Genomic DNA, 21,455 nt, shown 5'->3' on the forward strand with positions numbered 1-21,455 from the left:
CTGCGCCGCGGAGCGGCGGGTGGCCGCGGAGCGGCGGGTGGCCGCGGCGAGCGAGTGCGGCGCGGCGATGAGCGGCGCAGCGGGTACAGCCACCGGCACGCCGGCGGTTCCCTCAGGACTGCGCTCCGCGATGCGCTACGCCGCGGAGCGGCCGGCGGCCGCGGTCGGCAGGCGGGTGCGGCAGCTTCCGCGATCCCCCGCAGCGGGGCGTGCCGATCCCCACGACCGGCACGCCCGCTCACCTACCCCACCGGGACGCGCCCGCTCGCCTAACCCGCCGGGAGGAACTTCACCGCGTCTGCCCTCGCGGTCGCGGCTCCCGCGGTCAGCGTGACCGCGCTGGACGTGCCTGCCGGGAAGTCCCACGTGCCCAGCTTCAGCCAGCCGCCCGTCGTGTAGTCGGCTGTCACCGTGCTTGTCTGTCCGTTGTGGACCACCGTCAGGCGCGCCGCCGAATCAGTCGACGGTACCCGGTAGATCCACACGTCGTAGGTCCCACCGGCGCGCAGGTTCGGTCGCCACGTCGCCGTCGAGCCGGGGGTCTGGCTGTACCGCGAGCTGTTCCCGACCGTGAAGCCGGCCAGGGAGCTGTCCAGCCAGGTGCCGGTCTCCGAGTAGCCGTAGTCGGCCGGTGTGTCGTTGTCGACGTAGTACTCGCGCTGGTAGTACCGCACGTAGTCGAACTGCGCGGTCGCCGGGAGTTTGCTCTCGTCGACCGTCTCGTACGCGATCGACGTCAGCCAGATGTTCACGTAGTCGTGCGTGTCGAGGCTCGGCGGGTAGGTCGCGGTGTTCGTCAGCACCCCGTCCACGTAGAAGGCCACCCGGCTTTCGTTCCAGTCGAAGCCGTAGGTGTGCCAGCCCGCCGAGGTGTCGAAGCCCGGACTTGTCCACTTGCGACCCACGTCGGTCTTCGTGCCGTCCGGCCGCCACGCGTTGACACCCTGGCTGATGCTGCGCGGCGCGCTGGAATTGATCTCGAACTGGTCGATCTCGGTGCGCCGGTCGGGGTTGAACGTCGTGCTCCCGTCACCGGCCATCGCCCAGAACGACGTGTGCCAGCCGGATCCCACGGGCGTCTTCGCGCGCGTCTCGTAGTACCCGTAGCGGAAGGACTGCTTGCTCACCACACCGCCCGCGGTGTAGGCGTAGCTGCCGACCTGCTCCTTGCGCAGGTTCAGCGTCAGCACGCCGCCGCCCTCCGTGACGTTCGCGGGCAGCTGTGCGCTCTTCACCTTCTGATCGGTGCGGTAGTTCCACTTAGCGGTGTCCACTGTGGAGTCGTTGAACTCGTCGCTGAAGACCAGTGTGTAGCCGGATCCGGCTGGGGTGGTGACCGGGCCGGCCGCCACCGCGGCCGGAGCGGTCACCAGCGCGGCCGCGACCAGCACGGCGGGGACGAGTGCGTACCTCGGCATTGAGGGTTCTCCTTGACCGGTGGGGACTTCAGGCCACGGCGCGGGCCTTGGGCCCGGCCGTCTCCCGCACGACCCGCAGGACGGTGACCAGCGTGATCGCGGCGGTGAGCATCACGTAGAAGGCGGGCGAGAGCCGGTAGCCGCTGGCCGAGATCAGCCAGGTGGCGATGTAGGGTGCCGTGCCGCCGAACAGCGACACCGCGATGTTGTACGGGATCGCGATCGCGCCGGAGCGGATGCGCGGCGGGAACAACTCGGCCATGGTCGCCGACACCGCGCCGTCGTAGGCGGCGATCAGCAGGCCCAGCACGACCATCCCGAGGATCGCCAGGAACTCGTTGCCCAGCGACATCAGCAGCAGGGAGGGCCAAGTCAGCAGGATGAACCCGGCGGTGCCGGCGATCAGCAGCGGGCGGCGGCCGATCCGGTCGGACAGCGCGCCGGCGAACGGCACCGCCACCGCGACCACCGCCAGGCACACCGTGGAGGCGACGAACGACTGCACCTTCGTGAAGTGCAGCGTGGTCTGCAGGTAGCTGGGCATGAACGTCTGCAGCGTCCAGTGCGCGACACCCTTGATCACGACCAGCCCGGCCAGCACCAGCATCGCCTTGCCGCCGGTGCGGAAGGTCTCCCGCACCGGGCTCTCGGTGACCTCGCCCCTGGCCTCCAGCTCGCGGAACTCCGGCGTGTCCTGCAGCTTGAGCCGCAGGTAGAGACCGGCCAGGCCGAGCGGCAGCGCGAGCAGGAACGGCAGCCGCCACGCCCACGAGGTCATCGTCGCGTCCCCGAACGACGCGGTCAGCAGCAACGCCAGCCCCGAGCCGAAGACGAACGCGGCGAACCCGAAGGTGTCGGCGAAGCTGGAGAAGAACCCGCGCCGGTTCGGCGGCGCGTACTCGTACAGCACCGTCACCGCGCTGGACGTCTCGCCGCCCGCCGCGAAACCCTGCACCAGCCGGGCGACGACGAGCAGCAGCGGGGCGAGCGCGCCGACCGCGTCGTACGTCGGCAGCACACCGATCGCGAAAGTCGCCAGCGACGTGGTGAGCACGACGATCGCGAGCACCCGCTGGCGCCCGATCCGGTCGGCCAGCGGCCCGAAGAACAACCCGCCCAGCGGCCGGATCACGAACCCGGCGGCGAACACCGCGAACGTCGACAGCAGGGCGGCCGTCGGGTCGCCCGCGGCGAAGAAGTTCGCGGCGATAACAGTCGACAGGGTGCCGTAGATACCCATGTCGAACCATTCCACGAAGTGGCCGGCACCCGCCGCCAGCAGCACTTTCCGGCGGGGCACCTGGCCGGTGCTCACGGTTTCGGGCACAGCGACCTGTTCAGACATGACGACCTCGTTGTCCGTGTCGGAGTGGGGATCAGCGGAGTTCCGCTTCCGCGATCATGCGGGAGACGGGAAATTCGACGGTGAAGCCGAGCAGCTTGCGCGCCTTCGCGTTGGACGTCGTGTAGTGCACCGCGGGACCGGGCAGGGACACGTCCACATAGTCCAGTCCGGCGCGGCGCGCCAGTTCCGGGACCAGCCAGTCGAAATCGACCGAGTCGTCCGCGCCGAGACCGATCACCTCGCCGTCGAGACCGGGGGTTTCCACGGCGGCGACCACACCGGCGGCCAGGTCGCGGGTGTCCAGGATGCCCATCCGGAACGGCGTCCCGTCCTCGCCGCGCGAGAGCACGAGCTTGGTCGTGCCGTCGTCGTGTGGTTCGAGCGCCGCGACCGCGGCCGCGTTGCCGAACGCCCGCTGCTGCTCGATCTTGCGGTGCAGGAAGAACCGCGGCCCGGAGAAGAAGCTGTCGCGGTCCAGCAGCTCGGCGGCGTCCTGGAAGTGGGAGAACCGCAGCACCACCGCCTCGAGCCCGCGAGTGCGGCGGTAGAAGTCCACAGTGTCCTCGGCGAGCTTCTTCGTCAGCCCGTACGCGCTCGTCGGCGCGCGCGGGTGGTCCTCGTCGAGCGGCTGGTACACGGGTTTGCCCTCGGGGTAGACCTCGCCCGTGCTGGCGAGCACGAGCTTCGCGCCCGCCAGAGCCGCCGCTTCGGCCACGTTCGCGGTGCCGAGCACGTTGGTCTCGAACAACGCCGCGTCGTCGGACCGCTGCCAGGACATCCGGGCGGCCAGGTGCACCACGACGTCCGCGCCGGCGCAGGCCGAGATCAGACCGTCCCGATCGGACAGTGGCAGGCCGACCGGCGGCGCGACGTCGATCGGCACCACCGTGTGGCCGCGGTCTTCGAGCCGTCCGGTCAGCGTGCGGCCGAGCCGTCCCACGGCCCCGGTGACGGCGATCCTCACCGGACCTCCCGCACCGGGGTGTGCACCGGGCCGAGGTAGCCGAGGCCGATGCTCACGCTGTCGGCCGCCTCGACGATGGTGCGCCCCAGGTCGGCCTCCCGCTCGTCGAGCGCGATCGCGGACAGCGCCCCGGACAGCGAGATCGCGGCGACGACCGCGCCGGTGTGGTCCCGCACCGGCGCGGCGATGCACGCGCGGCCCAGCGCCAGCTCCTCGATCTCCGTCGAGTAGCCGCGGCTCGCGATCCGCGCGAGGTCCGCGTCCAGCGCCTCGAACGTCGTGATGGTGTGCCCGGTGAAGCCGTGCAGCGGCTCCGGACCCAGCAGTTCCCGGCGCTGTTCCGGCGACAGGCCCAGCAGCAGGCTCTTGCCCATCGCCGTGGCGTGCAGCGGGTTGCGCTGCCCCATCAGCGAAAACGACTTCTGCGCCAGCTGGCCTTCGACGTTGAGCAGGTAGAACAGCTCGGCGCCGCGGCGCACCGCGACGTTCGCGCCGAGACCCAGTTCCCACGCCAGCCGCTGCGCGACCGGACGCGCCTGCCGGTAGATCGGGTCGTTGTTGAGCGCGATGCCGGCCATCGTCAGCACCGCCGGGCCGAGCTCGTAGAGCTGGCTCACCGGGTCGCGGCGGACCAGGTCGACCGACTCCAGCGTCGCGAGCAGCCGGGACGTGGTGGAGATGCCCAGCCCGACCTCGGCCGCGACGTCCGACACCCGCAGCGCGGGCCGGCCGAGGGTGAAGGCGTTCAGCACGGCCGAGGCCCGCTCCACGCTCTGATTGCCACCGCTTTCGGAAACCATGGCACGAAGTATGCGGAGGCTTTGCACATTCCGCAAGCCCCGTGCAAAGATTGGCAACCATGCGCATCGCCGAGGTGACGACCTACGTCTTGAAGCTGTCCGGTCCACAGGCCTACCTGGGGAAGCTGGAGGACGGCAGCGAGCTGAGCGAGGACCGCGGCTACGTCGTGCGTGAGCCGTGGCGCAGCCTCTACTCCGGCCGGTTCGAGACGATGCTCGTCCGCGTCACCGCCGAGGACGGCACCACCGGCTGGGGCGAGGCGCTCGCGCCGGTCGCCCCCGAGGTTCCCGCGGCGATCGTCGACCGGATGCTCGCCGGGTGGCTGACCGGCCGCGAGATCACCGGCGTCCGCCCGCTCTGGCTCGGCCTGCGGGACCTGATGCGTGAGCGCGGGCACCTGGTCGGGCACCAGGCCGACGCGCTGGCCGCGGTCGACATCGCGCTGTGGGACCTCTACGGCAAGCTGACCGGGCTTTCGGTGGCCGACCTGCTCGGCGGCGCGGTGCGCACGCACGTCCCGGCCTACATCTCCGGCCTCGCCCGCTCCACCGACGCCGAGCGCGCCGCGCTGGCCGCGGACTGGGTCACCAAGGGGGCGGGCCTGGTCAAACTGGCCCTGGGCAAGGGGATCGAGGCGGACCTCGCCACCTTCGACGCGGTCGCCGAGGCCGCGCCGTCGATGCGGATCGCGGTCGACGCGCACTGGGCGTACCGGATCGGCGAGGCCGTCGAACTGGGCCAGGAGCTGGACCGGCGCAAGGCGCTGTTCTTCGAGGCGCCCCTGGTGCCCGAGGACGTCGATGGGCACGCCGAGCTGGCCGGGCGCATCCGCACGCCGGTCGCGGTCGGCGAGGCCATGCGCAACCGCTACGAGTTCGCCGACTGGCTCGGCCGCCGCGCACTGCGCCTGGCGCAGCCGGACGTGGCGCGCACCGGCATCACCGAGGCGATGTCGATCGCGGAACTCGCGTCGGCCCACCACGTGCCGGTGGCCTGCCACCACTCGGTCGGCCTCGGCATCGCGCTCGCCGCCGGGATCCACGTGTCCGCGGCCGGCGCGGACACGCCGTTCTTCGAGTACCAGCCGGACACCGTCCCGGTCGCGCAGAGCATCCTGCGCACCCCGCTGACCGCCGGGCCGACGGGGTTCGCCGTGCCCACCGGGCCGGGGCTGGGCATCGACGTCGACGCCGACCTGATCACCGAACTCGCGAAGGAGAACTGACCCGTGCCGGACACACCCACCGGTCTCATCCCCATCCTGGCCACGCCGTTCACCGCGGAAGGCGAGCTGGACCTGCCATCGCTGCGGTCGCTGGTGGAGTTCCAGCTCTCCTGCGGCGTCGACGGGCTCGCCGTGTTCGGCATGGCCAGCGAGGGGTTCGCGCTGACCGCGGCCGAGCGGGAGGTCATCCTGCGCGAGGTGCGGGCGATGACGTCGTTGCCGGTCGTCGCCGGGGTCAACGGCACCAGCACGGTGACCGCGCTGGAACAGGTCCGCGCCGCGGGTGACGGCGGGGCGGACCAGGTGATGGTGCTGCCGCCGTTCCTGGCCAAACCGTCGCCGTCGCAGGTCGTCGAGTTCTTCACCGAGGTCGCCGGCGCCGGGGTGCCGGTGATGATCCAGGACGCGCCGGGCGTGACCGGCGTGCCGGTCGATGTCGCCGCGGTGGCCGCGCTCGCCGGGGTCGAGGGCATCACCTCGATCAAGGTGGAGGCGCCGCCGACACCGTCCAAAGTGGCCGCGGTGCGCGATGCCGCGGGATTGGCCGTCCTCGGCGGGCAGAACGCGCAGGCGCTGATCGAGGAGTACGACAACGGCGCGGTCGGCACCATGCCGGCGTGCGAGTTCACCGACTTGCTGCGGTCCATTCTGGACGATCTCGCGGGCGGACGCCGGGCCGAGGCGCGGGCGGAGTTCACCCGGCTCCTGCCGTTGATCCACCTCGGGGTCCGGCCGGGGCAGGCGTGGGCCGTGCACAAGGAGGTGCTGGTGCGGCGCGGGATCATCCGGACGGCCACCGTGCGGCTGCCCGCCCGGCCGCTGGAGCCGATCACCGAGAAGGCGCTGACCGAGGTCCTGGACGAGCTGGCGCTGCCGGCGTGGCGCCGGTGAGGGGCGTCCTGGTCGTCGGCGGCGGCTCGGACATCGGGCGGGCGATCGCCGCGGCGTTCCCGGACGACCACGTGGTCGGCGCCGGGCTGGAGCCGGTGGCGGACCCGGCGTTCGGCGAGTACGTGGTCGCCGACTGCGCTACACCGGCGGGCGCGGAAGCGGCCGTCGGCGCGCTCGACCGGCTGGACGTGCTGGTGCTGGCGGCGGCGTCCCAACCGGTGGCGGCCGCCGCGGAAGCGACCGACGAGCAGTGGCGCGCGGCGATCGCGAACACGTTGGACGCGGCGTTCTACCCGGCGCGGGCGGCGCTGCGGGTGATGACGGCCGGGAGCAGCATCGTCGCGGTGACGTCGGTGAACGGCTTCCTGGCCGCGCCCGGCCTCCCCGGCTACGCGGCGGCGAAAGCCGGGGTGGACGGGCTGGTGCGGCAGCTGGCGCTGGAGTACGGCCCGCGCGGGATCCGGGTCAACGCGGTCGCGCCGGGCATGATCGGCTCGGCCGATCTGCCCGCCGTGGCGGAGGGCTACCCGCTGCGCCGCACCGGCGAGCCGCGCGAGGTCGCCGACGCCGTGGCGTTCCTGGCGTCGGCGCGGGCGTCGTTCGTCACCGGCGTGGTGCTCCCCGTCGACGGCGGGCTGTCGATCGCCTCGCCCGCCGCGTTCCTGCGGCCGGACCTGCGCGCCCGGTTCCTCCAGGTGTGATGTCCAGGGAGGTTGGTCAGCCGGGTGGTGAGAGCACTCGTTCGATGGTGACGCCGCGGGTGGCGAACCAGGTCACCGCGCGGCGCAGCACCGCGGTGGCGGTGACAGCGGTTTCGTCGGCGTGGATCTCGGCGTAGGCGAGGCGGGAGTGGTCGTCGAGCGCGGTGTGCACGAACGCGGTCCCGATCTTGGGGTTGCGGTAGGAGTTGCGGGGCTTGTCTGGTGTCGCGGCCCGGTTGCGAGCGCCTTGGGCGCGGCCGACGAACCGGTGCCCGCCGCCGCCGGGAACGTTGCCGAACTTGGTGACATCAACATGGCTCAGCGCGCTGGGGTGATCGTGTTCGTAGCGGCTCGCCGGTGACCCGGTCGATCCGGGAGAGGCGGTTGATCCGGCAGCGCACCAGCACCGCATGCACGGTGGAGGCCGTGCAGGCCGGCGATCTGGACCGGGCCCAGCCGGTGGCGCCAGCGCTGCGGTGCAGGTCCAGCCCTGTTCGACAATCAGGCGCGCGAGCCGGAGCCGGGTGCCTGGCATCAGGGTGGGACACGAAGGCCTCCGGTGGGTGATGTGGTTCCACGACAGCTCCACCTCACATCCGGAGGCCTTCACCTGTCTGCACGACAGGCCGTCACCGGTCACCTCGAATCGGAACAACGTCCTTGGACATCACAGCTAGGCCAGCACCACCTTGCCCAGCTCGGCGGGCGTCGCCAGGAGGTCGTGCCTCGGCAGGATCCGCACGGTGTAGCCGAGGGAGCCGGCCCGGGGCAGCCGCAGCGTCGCGGTGTACTCGCCCTCCTGGGACGGCTCCATCCGCACCGTCATGGGCTCCGCCAGCTCGTCCGTGTCACCGACGCGGCCGACCACCGTCTGGACCTCCACTTCGGACGGCGCCAGCCCGGCCAGGTCCACCTTCGCCCGCACGCGCACCTCGTCGCCGACCACCAAGCGCTCCTGCGCCTCCACCGTCAGCTCCGTGTCCAGCACCCGCACCTGCCGCCACACCGCGTCGACCCGCCTGCGGTACTCCGCCAGCGACCGCGCCCCCGCGTACCCGTCCGCGGTCGCCGCCGCGCTGGTCACCGCCGCCGGGTGGTAGGCCGTCTCCACGTACTCGCGCACCATCCGCGACGCCTGCACCCGCGGCCCCAGCACGTCCAGCGTGTGCCACACCATCGACATCCACCCGCGCGGCACGCCCGCGTCGTCCCGCTCGTAGAACAGCGGCGCCACCTGCTGGCCCAGCAGGTCGTACAACGCGGCCGACTCCAGCTCGTCCCGGCGCAGCGGGTCGGTCACGCCGTCCGCGGTCGGGATGGCCCAGCCGTTGCTGCCGTCGTAGCACTCGTCCCACCAACCGTCCTTGATGGACAGGTTGAGGCCGCCGTTGAGCGCCGACTTCATGCCCGACGTGCCGCACGCCTCCAGCGGCCGCGTCGGGTTGTTCAGCCACACGTCGCAGCCGCGGTAGAGGTAGCGCGCCATCGACATGTCGTAGTCGGGCAGGAACACCATGCGCCGCCGCACCGCGGGGTCGTCGACGAACCGCACGACCTGCTGGATCAGCGCCTTGCCACCCTCGTCGGCGGGGTGCGACTTGCCCGCGACGACGATCTGCATCGGACGTTCCTCGTCCAGCAGCAGCGCGCGCAGCCGTTCCGGGTCGCGCAGCATCAGCGTCAGCCGCTTGTACGTCGGCACCCGGCGGGCGAACCCGACGGTCAGCACGTCCGGGTCGAACACCTGGTTCACCCAGCCCAGCTCCAGCGCCGACGCGCCGCGCTGCAGCCACGCGTTGCGCACCCGCCGCCGCACCTCGAGCACGAGCTTCTGCCGCAGGTCCCGCCGCAGCGCCCACAGTTCCTCGTCGGACACGCCCATCTGACTGGGCAGCTTGCCGTCGTGCCCCCACGCCTTGTGCTTGCCGCCGAGCAGCGCGGTCAGCTCACGCGCCACCCAGGTCGGCCCGTGCACGCCGTTCGTGACCGACGAGATCGGCACCTCGGCGTCGTCGAAGCCCGGCCACAGCCGCGCGAACATGCGCCGCGACACGCGCCCGTGCAACTGGGACACACCGTTGGACCGCTGCGCCAGCCGCAGGCCCATGTGCGCCATGTTGAACATGCCCGGGTTGTCCTCGGCGCCCAGTGCGAGGATCCGCTGCAGCTCCAGCCCCGGCAGCAGCCGCCCGTCGCCGAAGTAGTGCTGCACCAGGTCCACCGGGAACCGGTCGATGCCGGCGGGCACCGGGGTGTGCGTGGTGAACACGGTGCCCGCGCGCACCGCGGACAGCGCTTCGTCGAACGCCAGCCCCTGCTCGCCGATCACCTCGCGGGCGCGCTCCAGGCCGAGGAACCCGGCGTGCCCCTCGTTGGTGTGGAACACCTCCGGCTGCGGGTGACCGGTCAGCTCGCAGTAGCGCCGCACCGCGCGCATGCCGCCGATTCCGGCCAGAATCTCCTGGCGGATGCGGTGGTCGGCGTCGCCGCCGTAGAGCCGGTCGGTGACGCGGCGCAGGTCCTCGTCGTTGGCCTCGACGTCGGTGTCCAGCAGCAGCAACGGCACGCGCCCGACCTGCGCCTGCCACACCTGCGCGTACAGGTCGCGCCCGCCGGGCATCGCGACGTGCACCAGCACCGGCTCGGAGTCCTCACCGGTCAGCAGCTCCAGCGGCAGCGCGCTCGGCTCGATCACCGGGTAGTGCTCGACCTGCCAGCCGTCCAGCGACAACGACTGCCGGAAGTACCCCGACCGGTAGAGCGGCCCGACCCCGATCAACGGCACCCCCAGGTCGGAGGCCGCCTTGAGGTGGTCGCCGGCGAGCACGCCGAGGCCGCCCGAGTAGTTCGGCAGCGCTTCGTGCACGCCGAACTCCATCGAGAAGTACGCGATCGCGGCCGGCGCCCGCTCCCCCTGCGGGCGCTGCTGGTACCACCGGTCCTCGGTCAGGTAGCGCTCGAGGTCGTCGCTCATCGCGTGGACCCTGGCGAGGAAGTCCTCGTCACCGGCCAGCTCCGTCAACCGCGCCGGCGACACCGCGGTGAGCATCCGGAGCGGGTCCCGCACGCGCCGGAACAGGTCGTCGTCCATCGACGCGAACAGGTCACGGGTCGGCGGGTGCCACGTCCAGCGCAGGTTGGTGGCCAGCGCGCGCAACCCGGCCAGCGGCTCGGGCAGGCTCGCGCGGACGGTGAACCGGCGGATTGCTCTCATGGGGATCGACGATATCGGTAAGGTGCGCTGCGACAAGCGTGACGAACATCGAGGGGGCCGGGGTGCGGCGATCGCTGGTGGCGCTGAGCGGGGTGCTGGCGCTGGGACTGGCCGGTTGCAGCGACGGGAAGTCCGCCTCGGTGTCCGAGGGTGACGTCGCCGGGCTGCCGATCACCCACTTCGAGAGCGGTCTCAAGCCGACCGCGCCCGAGCCGGACCTCGACGTGACCAACGTCAGCGGCGACGAGGCGGACCGGGTGGCCGTCGCCACCATCGCCGACGTCGAGGACTACTGGTCCGACGCGCTGCCGGGCAACTTCGACGTCAAGTTCGAGCCGGTGAAGTCCCTGCTGTCCTACGACTCCGACGGCGAGAACCAGGAGAACGGCTGCGGCGACACGAAGGGCAACGCGAACGCCTTCTACTGCAGCATCGACGACTCCGTGGCGTGGGACCGCGGCGTGCTGCTGCCGACCATGATGGACCAGTTCGGCCCGCTGTCGGTGGTGACCGTGCTGGCGCACGAGTTCGGCCACGCCGTGCAGTACCGGCTCGGCGACAAGGCGGGCATCAGCCGCAACACGCCCACGATCGTGAAGGAGCAGCAGGCCGACTGCTTCACCGGCGCCTACTACCGCTGGGTCGCCGAGGGCAAGAGCAAGTACTTCGCCGTGTCCACCTCCGACGGGCTGAACTCCGCGCTGTCGTCGCTGTTCCTGGTGCGGGACAGCGCGGGCACCTCGGCGACCGACCGGTCCGCGCACGGCACCGGGTTCGACCGGACCTACGCCTTCCAGATCGGGTTCGAGCAGGGGCCGACGGAGTGCGCGGGGATGACGCTGGACAACATCCGGCCGCGGCTCACCGAGCGGCCCTTCGACTCCGGCGACCGGGACGGCGACATCGAGGTCGACCAGGAGGCGATCGGCCTGCTGAAGGACAGCCTCGACCAGGCGTTCGCGGGCGCCAAGGTGCAGGCGCCGGAGATCGTCGACGACGGCGCGTCCTGCCCGAACGGCTCGGCCACCCCGCCGGCCACCTACTGCACGAGCGACAACACGGTGCGGATCGACCTCACCGCGCTGGCCGAGCTGGGACAGCCGGTGGACCAGGAGGGCGAGTTCACCGGCTCCAGCAGCGGCGGGCACGGCGACTTCGCGGCGTTCTCCGAGGTCGCGTCCCGGTACGCGATGGGCATCCAGAAGGGCGTCGGCGCTTCGCTGGACAACGCGAACGCCGGGTTGCGGACCGCGTGCCTGGTCGGCGCGTGGGCTGCGGTGGCCGCGCAGGAGGGTCAGCAGATGCGGCTGTCGGCAGGCGACCTGGACGAGGCGATCTCGGACCTGCTGCGGCCGGACTCGCTGGTCGCGGCCGACGTCGACGGCAAGCCCGCGGCCAGCGGCTTCAACCGCGTCGAGGCCATGCGCACCGGCTACCTGCAGGGCTCCGGGCCCTGCAGCACCCAATACGGCTGAGTCAGCCGATGAAGTCGCCGGTCGCCTTGCGGACCTTGGTGAGCAGCTCGGACAGTTGCTCGGTCTGCTTCGGCGTGAGGCCGACGAGCCCGAAGTCGATCGAGGTGACCGCCTTCGTCGCCTCCTCCAGGCGGGCGTGACCGTCGTCGGTGATCTCCACCAGCGTGGTGCGCCGGTCGGTCGGGTGCGGCACCCGCTTGACCAGCCCGTCCTTCTCCAGCCGGTCGACGATGTTGGTCACGCTCGTCGGGTGCAGCTGGAGGCGCTCGCCCATGACCCGCATCGGCAGCGCACCGCGGCGCGCGAACGACAGCAGCACGAGCGCCTCGTACCGCGCGAAGGTGAGGCCGTGCGGTTTGAGCGCGCCGTCGACGGCCGACTGGACGATCTGCTGCACGCGCATCACGCCGGTGACCGCCGCCATCGTCGCGGACGGCCCGATCCGGTCCTCCCACAGCTGCGCGGCGCGGGCGATCGGGTCGAAAGGCAGCGGGCGGTTCATGGCAGGGAAGCTACCAGCGGGTTCTTGACCGAGGGGGCAGGGTAGTGCGCAAAGTGTCGCAAGTGTGAGGAGAGCCGATGATCGTCGCCTTCAGCGTGAGCCCGTCCGGTGGCGACCCGGACGGCGGGGTCAGCGAAGCGGTCGCCAGGGCGGTGAAGGTCGTCCGCGACTCGGGCCTGCCGAACTCGACGAACGCGATGTTCACCAACGTCGAGGGGTCCTGGGACGAGGTCATGGACGTGGTGAAGCGGGCGGTGGAGGCGGCGGGCGAGGGCGCCGCCCGGGTGTCGCTCGTGCTCAAGGCCGACATCCGGCCGGGCTTCGACAGCGGTCAGCTGGAAGCGAAAGTGGAGCGGCTGGAGGAGCACCTCCGGTGAAACGCCGGACAGTACATGCCAGGATGGAAGCGTGACAAATCCACGCGCATCAGCAGCGAAGTCAGCCGCCATGTCCGCCGCGCTGTCCGGCGCGGTGGATCTGTCCGCGCTCAAGGCCAGGGCCGAGGCGCAGCGCAACGCCCCGCCGCCGTCGAGCGGCGCACCGGCCGGGGGCGGCGGCGCGGCGAGCGCCGCGGTCATCGACGTCACCGAGGCCACGTTCCAGGCCGAGGTCGTCGAGCGGTCGCTGCAGCAGCTCGTCGTCGTGGACCTGTGGGCCGACTGGTGCGGGCCGTGCAAGCAGCTGAGCCCGGTGCTGGAGCGGCTGGCCGAGCAGTCCGGCGGCGCCTGGGTGCTGGCGAAGGTCGACGTCGACGCCAACCCGCGCATCGCGCAGGTCTTCGGCGTCCAGTCGATCCCGACGGTCGTGGCGATCGCGGGCGGGCAGCCGGTCAACGCGTTCTCCGGCGCGCTGCCGGAGCCGGAGATCCGGCAGTGGCTGGACCAGCTGCTGGAGGCGCTGAAGGGCAAGTTGCCGGGCATCCCGCCGTCCGGGGCGGGCGGCGCCGAGGAGCCAGAGGACCCGCGCTTCACCGAGGCCGAGGCCGCGTTCGAGCGCGGCGACTTCGCCGCCGCCGAGGCCGCCTACCAGCGGATCCTGGACGTCGAGCCGGCCAACGAGCTGGCCAAGGCCGGTCTGGCGCAGGTCCGGTTCGCCGCCCGCGCGGCCGAGGCCGACCCGTCGGCCGTCACGCGCGCCGACGCGTCCCCGGACGACCTGGACGCCCAGTTCGCCGCTGCCGACTACGAGGTTGCGACGGGCAAGGTCGAGGACGGGTTCTCCCGGCTCATCGAGGCCGTGCGCCGCACGGCGGGCCCGGACCGCAACCGCGTCCGCGAGCACCTGGTCGGCCTGTTCGACCTGTTCGACCCGGCCGACGAGCGCGTCGCGGCGGCCCGGCGGAACCTGGCGTCGGCCCTGTTCTGAGACGGCGTTCCCCGCGCCGCGAGGTGTGGCGCGGGGAGTGCGGTTCACCAGGGGATGACGCCGTCGTCGTCGAAGAAGCCGCCGCGCGGCCCGTCGTCGGGCAGGGTGGCGAGCCGGATCGCGATGGCCGCGCCCTGCTCGGGAGTCCGGGGCGCGGCGAAGCCGGTGAAGTCGGTCGCGACGTAACCGGGGCACGCGGCGTTGACGATGACGTTCGTGTCGGCGAGCGCCCGGGCGTACTGCACGGTGATGCTGTTGAGCATCGACTTCGACGGCGCGTAGGCGGCCATCACCGGGCCGGTCCGCAGTGCCAGCGAGCCCATGTTGCTGGACATGTTGACGATGCGCGGCGAGCCGGCGCGGCGCAGCAGCGGGAGCATCGCGTTCGTCACCCGGACGACGCCGAACACGTTGGTGTCGAGGACGGTCCGGACGACGTCGAGGTCCAGTGTGGTCGGATCCTGCGCGCCGCCGTCGGTCCGGCCGCCGATGCCCGCGTTGTTGACCAGGACGTCGAGCCGTCCCGCTCTGCGCTCGATCGCCGCCGCGGCCGCCGCGACGCTGTCGTCGGAGGTGACGTCGAGGGCAACCCCGAACGCGTCGGCGCCCGCGGCGCGCAGCCGCTCGACGGCCTCCTCGCGGCGGGCGGCGTCACGCGCCCCGACGGCGACCGTGTGGCCGATCGCGCCGAGCCCCTGCGCGATGGCGTAACCGATTCCCTTGTTCGCGCCGGTGACCAGCGCGATCTTCGTGTCGTTCACGCGGCCCATGCTCGGCGCGCGGGAACGCGCTGTCCAAGATCAGCTCGCTATCCTGTGATACTCGGCAGGTATCAGCGCGCGTAGGCTCGAAACCGTGCGTGATCTGGAAACCCGCGAGCTCCGGTACTTCGTCACCGTCGCGGAGGAGCTGCACTTCGGCCGCGCCGCGGAGCGGCTCGGGATCGCGCAGCCGCCGCTCTCCCGCGCCATCCGGCAGCTGGAACAGCGGCTCGGCGCCCGGCTGCTCGACCGCGACCGCCGCGGGGTGGCGCTGACCGACGCCGGGCGGGTGCTGCTCCGCGAAGCCAGGGTGGCGCTCGACGCGGTCACGGCCGCCGCGCGCCGCACCCGCCGCGCCGCCGACCCGCACCGGCCGCTGGTGCTCGTGACGAAAGCCGGGGCGTCACATGAACTCCTGCAGCGGCTCCTGGACGCCGCCGCGGCCGAACCGGACGTGCCGCCGGTCGAGGTCCTCCTGTGCGAAGTGGGCGAGCAGGCCGGGTTGCTGCGCGACGGGCGGGCCGACGTGGCGATCATGCACCGGCCGTTCGACGACCTCGCCGGCTTCGACACCGAAGACCTCGTCGTCGAAGGGCAGGTCGCGATCCTGCCCGCGGCGCACCCGCTCGCGGCCCGCGCGCAGCTCACGCTCGCCGAAGTCAGCCACGTCCCGGACCTGCCGATCGCGCGGTGGCCCCGGCTCGACGGCACCTACCCGCCCGGCCCCGGCCCGGAGGTGCGCACGCAGTCGCAGCTGGCCCAGCTCGTGGCACTGGGGCGGACGCTGCTCGTCATCCCCGCGTCCAGCCGGGCCTGGCAGTGGCCGGAGCACGTGGCGGTGCCCGTCGTCGACGCGCCGGAGGTCACGACCGTGCTCGCCTGGCCGGCGAGCAGCCGCTCAACCGCCGTCGCCGCACTCGTTCGCTCGGCGGCCGCGCTCTACGAGACCGCGTGACAGCACGAAGCGCCGCCGCCACGGGTCGTGGCGGCGGCGCTTCGCGGTGAAGATCAGGCGGAGACGGTGTCCCGGACGATCAGGCCGGTGCCGCCGTGGGTGAGGCGCTCCGGGCCGTCCAGCTTGCCGGTGCGCAGGGCCCAGGTCTCGAACCACCAGGTGAACAGCGGCGGGATGCTCGCCAGCAGCGCGGTGATCACGGTCTTCGGGCGCCAGCCGAGCGGCTTGAACACGGCCAGGGTGACGACCAGGTACACGACGAAGACGACGCCGTGGACCATGCCGAGCACCGGCACGCCGCCCTCGTTCGGGGCGTCGACGACGTACTTCAGGAACATCCCGATCAGCAAACCCGCCCAGGACAGCGCCTCGGCGACGGCGGCCACGCGGAACACGAGAGCGGCCTTGCTGGTCACTGCTTTCCTCCTTGTGAGAAGCACATGAGAAAACGTCCGACTCCGGTCTACGTCAACCACGCTGTCGGACGCTTCGGTACCCAGTGTGAGGCGTGATGGTCCTCACGGGTACTTCGGGGGTCGTGATCATCATCACGAGCGGTCGTCCACAGAGGATCCGCGTAGCCACACGGTCACCCACGGAATATGGATCGCGTATGACGCCGTCATCGGCCGACGATCGGCCCCCGCCGGTAGGCCTTGTGGCATGACACTCAGCCGACGCGGTTTCCTGTGGCGGGCCGGCCTGGCCACCGCCACTGTCCCGCTGGTGACCTCCGGTCTCGCGAACGCGACCGAAGCCGACCCGGACCGGCTGTTCCGGGCCGGCTCGTTCGACGCCGCCGACCGCGGCTACGCCAAGCTGCTGCGCCGGGACCCGGCGAACGCCCGCGCGGCCGCCCAGCGCGGCTACATCGCCCTGCTGCACAACCGATTTCCCGACGCGGAACGGTTTCTTTCCCGCGCGCTCGAACTGGTTCCCGGCGACGTCGACACGACCCGCAAGCTGGCGGAGTGCTTCGTCCGGCAGGACCGGCACGACCGCGCGGTGCCGTTGCTCGGGAGCACGCCGTTCGGAACGCAGTACGCCGCGTTGCGCGGCAAGCCGTGGGAGATCCGGGGGGCGACGGCGGTCCGGCTCCCCTTCATCGACCTCGATCCGCTGCCGACCGTCGAAGCGTCCCTCAACGGCGGTGAGCCCCGCCGGTTCGTGCTCGACACCTACGGCACGCTCGACCTGGACCAGCCGGTGGCCGACGAACTGGGCCTGCGCTCCCTCGCCACGGTTTCGGGTTACGCGGGCAACCGGCCGGTCACCATCAACCTCGGGATCCTGGACTCGATCCGGTTCGGCGACCTCGAAATCCGCAACATCCCCATGCAGTGGACGAACCAGCCCAAACCGGCGCTCCCGGACGGCACGATTCCCGCCGGCGTGCTCGGCACGACGGTCTTCTACCGCCTGCTGACCACGATGGACTACGCCCGCCGCGCGCTGGTGCTGCGGCGCAAGGACACCCCGTTCCGGCCAGGGCCGCGTGCCGCACGAGTGCCACTGTGGCTGGCCGGGGACCACTACCCGTGCTCGCTGGGCAGCCTCAACGGCTACGGGCCGGGGATCGTCACGCTGGACACCGGCGGCATCGCCCACGGCCTGGACACCACGGTCGAGATGGCCGAGCGAGCAGGCATCCCGGTGGACTACGCGAACCCCGGCGAGATCAACGGCAGGCCGGTCTACCCGATCACCGCCGAGCGGATCTCGCTGGGCCGGGCCGTCGGCCACGACGTGCGCGGGTCCGCGAGCGCCGGTCCCGTCGAAGGCACGCCGGGTCCCGGGCAGTCGGCGATGTTCGGGTTCGACATCATCGCCAACTTCACCCACGAGTTCTTCAAGCCGTTCGCCGTCACCTTCGACTACACCGGGATGAACTGCTACCTGGAACCCTGACCAGCCGGGCGGCGGTTGACACACCGCCGCCCGGTGGTGTGAAATCCACCCGCTATGACAACGTTGTCGTCGGGTCCGGGGAAGGCGTCGCGGCGCGCCACGATGTACGACGTCGCCCGTCTGGCCGGGGTGAGCATCAAGACGGTCTCGCGCGTGGTCAACGACGAGCCCGCGGTGCACCCGGAGACGGCCGAACGCGTCCTGGCCGCCATCGACGAGCTCGGGTTCCGGCGCAACCTCGGCGCGCGCAACCTGCGCCGCGGCTCGACCACCGGCACCATCGGCCTGGTCGTCGAGGACGTGGGCAACCCGTTCTACTCCGAGCTCACCCGCGCGGCCGAGAAGGTCGCCACCGCGTTCGGCAGGCACGTGCTGTCCGGCTCGTCGGAGGAGGACTCCGACCGTGAACGCGAGCTGGCGCTGGAATTCTGCTCCCGCCGGGTCGACGGGCTGCTCATCGTCCCGGCCGGCACCCAGCACGGCTACCTGCTGCCGGAGATGCGGGCGGGCACGCCGGTGGTGTTCGTGGACCGCCCGGCCGGGGACATCACCGCCGACACCGTGCTGGTCGACAACGCGGGCGGCACCGTCGAAGCGGTCGCCCACCTGGCCCGGCAGGGGCACCGCCGGATCGCCTTCGTCGGCGACCGGCCGGACATCTACACCGCCGCCGAGCGCCTGCGCGGCTACCGCGAGGGGTGCGCCCGCGCCGGGGTCCGCTTCGACGAGCGCCTCGCCATCCTGCGCCCGCCGACCAGGCAGAGCGTCGCCGACGCGGTCGCCCGCCTGCTCGCCGGGCCGGACCCGGCGACCGCGATCATCGCGGGCAACAACCGCGTCACCGTCCACCTGCTGCGGGCGCTGGCCCATGTCGCGCCGCGCCCCGCCGTCGTCGGTTTCGACGACTTCGAACTCGCCGACCTGCTCGACCCGCCGGTGACCGTCGTCGCGCACGACGTGAGCCGTCTCGGGTCGGCGGCGGCCGAGCTGTTGTTCGCCCGCATCAACGGCGATGCCTCCGCACCGAGAAAGGTTGTCCTGCCCGTGCACCTCGTTCCCCGCGGCTCCGGTGAGGTGGCCCCGTGACCGCCCCAATCAAGCTCCCGGCCAACCAGCCCGCCCAGTTCTACCGCGGCGGCGCGGCGATCGCCGCGCTGCGCGGAGTGTCCGAACAGGACTCCGCCTTCGGCCCGGAGGACTGGGTCGCGTCGACCACGACGCGCTTCGGCCAGGAGGAGTCCGGGCTGACCCGGCTGCCCGACGGCCGCTGGCTGCGCGACGCCGTCCGCGACGACCCGGAGTCCTGGCTCGGCGCCGAGCACGTCGCCGCGTTCCGCGACTCCACCGCGCTGCTGGTCAAGCTGCTCGACGCCGGCCAGCGGCTGCCGGTGCACTTCCACCCCACCGACGCGTTCGCGCGCAAGCACTTCGACTCGCACTTCGGCAAGACCGAGGCCTGGATCGTGGTCGGCACCAGCGGCGACGACCCGCGCGTCTACCCCGGCTTCCGCGAGACGGTCAGCCCCGCCACCGTCGACGGCTGGGTGCGCGAGCAGGACACCGAGGCGATGCTCGGCGCGCTGAACAGCGTCCCGGTCCGCCCCGGCGACACGGTCTACATCCCGGCCGGCCTGCCGCACGCGATCGGCGCGGGCGTGTTCGTCGTCGAGCTGCAGCAGCCCACCGACTTCTCGCTGACCATCGAGTGGCGGAACTTCCTGGACGACCCGGACAAGGGGCACCTCGGCCTCGGCTTCGACACCGCGCTGCAGGCGCTCGACACCTCCGGCTGGGACGACGAGCGGCTGGCGGGCATCGTCAAGCACACCGCCGACGAGCCGGGGTCCACTGTGGACCTGCTGGCGGCGGGATCGGCGGAGTTCTTCCGGGCCGACCAGCTCCGCCCGTCCCCCGCGCTCGCGCTCGACCCGTCGTTCGCCGTGTTCGTGGCGCTCGACGGGCAGGGCACGCTGCGCACCGAGCACGGCGGCGAGATCGCCGTGGCCAAGGGCGAGACGCTGGTCGTCCCGCACGCCGCCGGGCAGCTCGAACTGGCAGGCGACCTGACCGTCATCCGCTGCCGTCCCCCGGCCCCCGGAGCGCGCTGATGAACGACACCGTCCTGCTCGACGCGCGGAACCTGGTCAAGCACTACGGCTCGGTGGAGGCCCTGCGCGGCGCCTCCTTCCAGGCCCGCGCGGGTGAGGTGACCGCACTGATCGGGGACAACGGCGCGGGGAAGTCCACCCTCGTCAAGTGCCTGTCCGGCGCGGAGCAGCCGACCTCCGGCGAGATCCGGCTGGACGGCAGGACGGTGTCGCTCGACTCGCCGGTGACCGCGCGGCGCCTTGGCATCGAGACGGTGTACCAGGACCTCGCGGTCGCCCCGGAGCTCGACCCGGCAGCGAACCTGTTCCTCGGGCGGGAAATCCGCCGCAAAGGCATCCTCGGCAGGCTCGGCATGCTCGACAAGGCCGAGATGCGGCGGCGCGCGGTCGAGGAGTTCGACCGGCTGGGCGTGACGCTGCAGAGCACGGACGTGCCGATCGGCTCGCTGTCCGGCGGGCAGCGGCAGAGCGTCGCGGTGGCGCGGTCGGTGGTCTGGGCGTCGAAGGTCGTGTTCATGGACGAGCCGACCGCCGCGCTCGGCGTGGTGCAGCGCGAGCGGGTGCTGGACGTCATCCGGCGGGTCCGCGACGAGGGCATCGCGGTGGTGCTGATCAGCCACAACATGCCCGAGGTGCTGTCGGTGGCCGACCGGGTGGAGGTGCTGCGGCTGGGCACGCGCGTGGCCCGGTTCGTGGCGGCGGAGACCAAGCTCGAGGACCTGGTGGCGGCGATGACCGGCGCACTGACCCACGAGGAGGCGGCGTGAGCACGGCGGTCCAGACCGAGGTGAGCGGCGGGATCGGCAAGCGGTCCCTGGGACAGCGGTTGATCGGCGCCAACACGTTCTGGATCGCGCTGGTGCTGCTCGCGTTGATCGCGGTGTTCACGGTGCTGGCGCCGAACGAGTTCGCCACCGTGTTCACCTTCCAGACGCTGCTGATCGAGACGTCGGTGCTGCTGGTGCTGTCGGTCGGGATGACGTTCGTGATCATCACCTCCGGCATCGACCTGTCCGTCGGCTCGGTGCTGATCTTCGCCGGCATGGTGTGCGGCAAGACGATGGAGGCGCTCTCCGGCGGCAACGCGAGCACGGCCGGGTGGGGCGTGATCACCGTCGGCCTGGTCGCGGCGGTGCTGGCCGGCACGGCGTGGGGGCTGATCAACGGGTTCCTCATCGCGGTCGCGAAGATCCCGCCGCTGATCGTCACGCTCGGCTCGATGGGCGCCGCGCTGGGTGCGGCGTACCTGCTCAACGGCGGCTCCGACGTGCGCAGCGTGCCGACCACCCTCAACCGCACGCTCGGCTACGGCACGTCGTTCGGCGGCGTCCCGAACCTGGTGCTGGTGGCCGCGGTGATCACCCTGATCGGCGCGTGGCTGCTGCACACCACCCGCTTCGGCCGCTACACCTACGCCGTCGGCTCGAACGCCGAGGCCGCGCGCCGGGCCGGGATCGGCGTGACCGCGCACCTGCTCAAGGTGTACCTGCTGACCGGGTTCCTGGCCGGGGTGGCGGGCTTCCTGTCGCTGGCCTACTACGCCTCGACCACGATCACCGCGCACACCAACGACAACCTCAACGCGATCGCGGCGACCGTGATGGGCGGGACGAGCCTGTTCGGCGGCGTCGGGTCGGTGCTGGGCACGGTGATCGGGGTGTTCATCCCGGCGGTGCTGAAGAAGGGCTTCAACATCACGCACGTCCAGGACTTCTGGCAGATGATCGCGGTCGGCGCGGTGCTGGTGGCCGCGGTGTGGTTCGACCAACGGCGCCGCCGGGCGCGCAATTCCCGCTGAAATCCGTACAACGAGGTAGGGAGA

Annotated in this window: 20 protein-coding genes and 1 pseudogene; 12 read left to right on the forward strand and 9 right to left on the reverse strand. The window is 72.0% G+C overall.

Annotated elements, in window-relative coordinates:
- Positions 1 to 269 precede the first annotated feature (269 nt).
- From AMY39116_RS0324025 to AMY39116_RS0324040, 4 genes are read right to left on the reverse strand one after another with little or no spacing between them, the layout of a single operon-like run.
- Complete coding sequence (locus AMY39116_RS0324025; protein ID WP_020420176.1) at positions 270 to 1,418, reverse strand: glycoside hydrolase family 16 protein; 1,149 nt, start codon at positions 1,416 to 1,418, stop codon at positions 270 to 272.
- Positions 1,419 to 1,446: 28 nt separating this feature from the next.
- The gene (locus AMY39116_RS0324030; RefSeq protein ID WP_020420177.1) at positions 1,447 to 2,763 is read right to left on the reverse strand and encodes an MFS transporter; all 1,317 of its coding nucleotides are present in this window, start codon (positions 2,761 to 2,763) and stop codon (positions 1,447 to 1,449) included.
- A gap of 31 nt (positions 2,764 to 2,794) precedes the next feature.
- Positions 2,795 to 3,727, reverse strand: a complete 933-nt coding sequence (locus tag AMY39116_RS0324035; RefSeq protein ID WP_020420178.1) for an NAD(P)-dependent oxidoreductase — start codon at positions 3,725 to 3,727, stop codon at positions 2,795 to 2,797.
- Complete coding sequence (locus tag AMY39116_RS0324040) at positions 3,724 to 4,527, reverse strand: IclR family transcriptional regulator (RefSeq protein ID WP_020420179.1); 804 nt, start codon at positions 4,525 to 4,527, stop codon at positions 3,724 to 3,726. The genes AMY39116_RS0324035 and AMY39116_RS0324040 overlap by 4 nt, the downstream gene beginning before the upstream one ends.
- A gap of 59 nt (positions 4,528 to 4,586) precedes the next feature.
- Between AMY39116_RS0324040 and AMY39116_RS0324045 the strand changes: the two genes are divergently transcribed.
- Genes AMY39116_RS0324045 through AMY39116_RS0324055 form a run of 3 tightly spaced genes read left to right on the forward strand, consistent with a single transcriptional unit; the run spans position 4,587 to position 7,345 of the window.
- Positions 4,587 to 5,753 (forward strand): mandelate racemase/muconate lactonizing enzyme family protein, encoded by a 1,167-nt coding sequence (locus AMY39116_RS0324045; protein ID WP_020420180.1) that lies wholly within the window; start codon positions 4,587 to 4,589, stop codon positions 5,751 to 5,753.
- Between the two features lie 3 nt (positions 5,754 to 5,756).
- On the forward strand, positions 5,757 to 6,644 hold the full coding sequence (locus AMY39116_RS0324050; RefSeq protein WP_020420181.1) for a dihydrodipicolinate synthase family protein: 888 nt from the start codon (positions 5,757 to 5,759) through the stop codon (positions 6,642 to 6,644).
- Positions 6,641 to 7,345, forward strand: coding sequence for an SDR family NAD(P)-dependent oxidoreductase (locus AMY39116_RS0324055; RefSeq protein ID WP_202961458.1), 705 nt, complete (start codon positions 6,641 to 6,643; stop codon positions 7,343 to 7,345). Before AMY39116_RS0324050 ends, AMY39116_RS0324055 begins: the two co-directional genes overlap by 4 nt.
- Positions 7,346 to 7,364: 19 nt before the next feature.
- On the opposite strand, the pseudogene AMY39116_RS45655 reads toward AMY39116_RS0324055, so the two are convergent.
- Both AMY39116_RS45655 and glgP read right to left on the reverse strand, forming a co-directional pair.
- Positions 7,365 to 7,816 (reverse strand): annotated as a pseudogene (locus AMY39116_RS45655) (IS481 family transposase); the annotation flags it as partial.
- A gap of 202 nt (positions 7,817 to 8,018) precedes the next feature.
- Positions 8,019 to 10,559 (reverse strand): alpha-glucan family phosphorylase, encoded by a 2,541-nt coding sequence (gene glgP / locus AMY39116_RS0324065; RefSeq protein ID WP_020420184.1) that lies wholly within the window; start codon positions 10,557 to 10,559, stop codon positions 8,019 to 8,021.
- Positions 10,560 to 10,597: 38 nt separating this feature from the next.
- Here glgP and AMY39116_RS0324070 point away from each other — a divergent pair, with 38 nt between their 5' ends.
- The gene (locus tag AMY39116_RS0324070) at positions 10,598 to 12,034 is read left to right on the forward strand and encodes a neutral zinc metallopeptidase (protein WP_020420185.1); all 1,437 of its coding nucleotides are present in this window, start codon (positions 10,598 to 10,600) and stop codon (positions 12,032 to 12,034) included.
- A gap of 1 nt (position 12,035) precedes the next feature.
- Here AMY39116_RS0324070 and AMY39116_RS0324075 read toward each other — a convergent pair whose 3' ends face one another.
- Positions 12,036 to 12,536: a MarR family winged helix-turn-helix transcriptional regulator gene (locus tag AMY39116_RS0324075; RefSeq protein ID WP_020420186.1), complete on the reverse strand. Its 501-nt coding sequence runs from the start codon at positions 12,534 to 12,536 to the stop codon at positions 12,036 to 12,038.
- 77 nt (positions 12,537 to 12,613) lie between these two features.
- On the opposite strand from AMY39116_RS0324075, the gene AMY39116_RS0324080 reads away from it, so the two are divergent.
- Both AMY39116_RS0324080 and AMY39116_RS0324085 read left to right on the forward strand, forming a co-directional pair.
- A complete protein-coding gene (locus AMY39116_RS0324080; RefSeq protein WP_020420187.1) occupies positions 12,614 to 12,913 on the forward strand; it encodes a thiamine-binding protein in 300 nt (99 codons plus the stop codon).
- Between the two features lie 31 nt (positions 12,914 to 12,944).
- The gene (locus AMY39116_RS0324085) at positions 12,945 to 13,901 is read left to right on the forward strand and encodes a tetratricopeptide repeat protein (protein ID WP_039791728.1); all 957 of its coding nucleotides are present in this window, start codon (positions 12,945 to 12,947) and stop codon (positions 13,899 to 13,901) included.
- A 44-nt stretch (positions 13,902 to 13,945) separates the two neighbouring features.
- Here the strand turns inward: AMY39116_RS0324085 and AMY39116_RS0324090 are convergent, their stop codons facing one another.
- Positions 13,946 to 14,671 carry an SDR family NAD(P)-dependent oxidoreductase gene (locus AMY39116_RS0324090; protein ID WP_020420189.1) on the reverse strand — a complete coding sequence of 242 codons (726 nt, stop codon included), beginning with the start codon at positions 14,669 to 14,671 and terminating at the stop codon, positions 13,946 to 13,948.
- Between the two features lie 85 nt (positions 14,672 to 14,756).
- Between AMY39116_RS0324090 and AMY39116_RS0324095 the strand changes: the two genes are divergently transcribed.
- Positions 14,757 to 15,617: a LysR family transcriptional regulator gene (locus AMY39116_RS0324095; RefSeq protein ID WP_020420190.1), complete on the forward strand. Its 861-nt coding sequence runs from the start codon at positions 14,757 to 14,759 to the stop codon at positions 15,615 to 15,617.
- A 53-nt stretch (positions 15,618 to 15,670) separates the two neighbouring features.
- On the opposite strand, the gene AMY39116_RS0324100 is transcribed toward AMY39116_RS0324095, so the two are convergent.
- Positions 15,671 to 16,033: a DUF3817 domain-containing protein gene (locus AMY39116_RS0324100; protein WP_020420191.1), complete on the reverse strand. Its 363-nt coding sequence runs from the start codon at positions 16,031 to 16,033 to the stop codon at positions 15,671 to 15,673.
- A gap of 247 nt (positions 16,034 to 16,280) precedes the next feature.
- Here AMY39116_RS0324100 and AMY39116_RS0324105 point away from each other — a divergent pair, with 247 nt between their 5' ends.
- From AMY39116_RS0324105 to AMY39116_RS0324125, 5 genes are all read left to right on the forward strand, one after another.
- Positions 16,281 to 17,525, forward strand: coding sequence for an aspartyl protease family protein (locus AMY39116_RS0324105; RefSeq protein WP_020420192.1), 1,245 nt, complete (start codon positions 16,281 to 16,283; stop codon positions 17,523 to 17,525).
- Positions 17,526 to 17,627: 102 nt separating this feature from the next.
- Positions 17,628 to 18,611 carry a LacI family DNA-binding transcriptional regulator gene (locus tag AMY39116_RS0324110; RefSeq protein WP_020420193.1) on the forward strand — a complete coding sequence of 328 codons (984 nt, stop codon included), beginning with the start codon at positions 17,628 to 17,630 and terminating at the stop codon, positions 18,609 to 18,611.
- Complete coding sequence (locus tag AMY39116_RS0324115) at positions 18,608 to 19,633, forward strand: class I mannose-6-phosphate isomerase (protein ID WP_020420194.1); 1,026 nt, start codon at positions 18,608 to 18,610, stop codon at positions 19,631 to 19,633. Before AMY39116_RS0324110 ends, AMY39116_RS0324115 begins: the two co-directional genes overlap by 4 nt.
- Positions 19,633 to 20,400, forward strand: coding sequence for an ATP-binding cassette domain-containing protein (locus AMY39116_RS0324120; protein ID WP_020420195.1), 768 nt, complete (start codon positions 19,633 to 19,635; stop codon positions 20,398 to 20,400). Before AMY39116_RS0324115 ends, AMY39116_RS0324120 begins: the two co-directional genes overlap by 1 nt.
- A complete protein-coding gene (locus AMY39116_RS0324125; protein ID WP_020420196.1) occupies positions 20,397 to 21,431 on the forward strand; it encodes an ABC transporter permease in 1,035 nt (344 codons plus the stop codon). The genes AMY39116_RS0324120 and AMY39116_RS0324125 overlap by 4 nt, the downstream gene beginning before the upstream one ends.
- Positions 21,432 to 21,455: the final 24 nt, after the last annotated feature.

The sequence above is a fragment of the Amycolatopsis sp. ATCC 39116 genome, assembly GCF_000231075.2.
Taxonomy (GTDB): Bacteria; Actinomycetota; Actinomycetes; order Mycobacteriales; family Pseudonocardiaceae; genus Amycolatopsis_E; species Amycolatopsis_E tucumanensis.

Excerpts from the sequence above, each read along its gene's own strand:
- AMY39116_RS0324025 (WP_020420176.1), bottom strand. The coding sequence starts at position 1,418 with ATGCCGAGGTACGCACTCGTCCCCGCCGTGCTGGTCGCGGCCGCGCTG.
- AMY39116_RS0324030 (WP_020420177.1), bottom strand. The coding sequence starts at position 2,763 with ATGTCTGAACAGGTCGCTGTGCCCGAAACCGTGAGCACCGGCCAGGTG.
- AMY39116_RS0324040 (WP_020420179.1), bottom strand. The coding sequence starts at position 4,527 with ATGGTTTCCGAAAGCGGTGGCAATCAGAGCGTGGAGCGGGCCTCGGCC.
- AMY39116_RS0324045 (WP_020420180.1), top strand. The coding sequence starts at position 4,587 with ATGCGCATCGCCGAGGTGACGACCTACGTCTTGAAGCTGTCCGGTCCA.
- glgP (WP_020420184.1), bottom strand. The coding sequence starts at position 10,559 with ATGAGAGCAATCCGCCGGTTCACCGTCCGCGCGAGCCTGCCCGAGCCG.
- AMY39116_RS0324075 (WP_020420186.1), bottom strand. The coding sequence starts at position 12,536 with ATGAACCGCCCGCTGCCTTTCGACCCGATCGCCCGCGCCGCGCAGCTG.
- AMY39116_RS0324080 (WP_020420187.1), top strand. The coding sequence starts at position 12,614 with ATGATCGTCGCCTTCAGCGTGAGCCCGTCCGGTGGCGACCCGGACGGC.
- AMY39116_RS0324090 (WP_020420189.1), bottom strand. The coding sequence starts at position 14,671 with ATGGGCCGCGTGAACGACACGAAGATCGCGCTGGTCACCGGCGCGAAC.
- AMY39116_RS0324105 (WP_020420192.1), top strand. The coding sequence starts at position 16,281 with ATGACACTCAGCCGACGCGGTTTCCTGTGGCGGGCCGGCCTGGCCACC.
- AMY39116_RS0324110 (WP_020420193.1), top strand. The coding sequence starts at position 17,628 with ATGTACGACGTCGCCCGTCTGGCCGGGGTGAGCATCAAGACGGTCTCG.
- AMY39116_RS0324120 (WP_020420195.1), top strand. The coding sequence starts at position 19,633 with ATGAACGACACCGTCCTGCTCGACGCGCGGAACCTGGTCAAGCACTAC.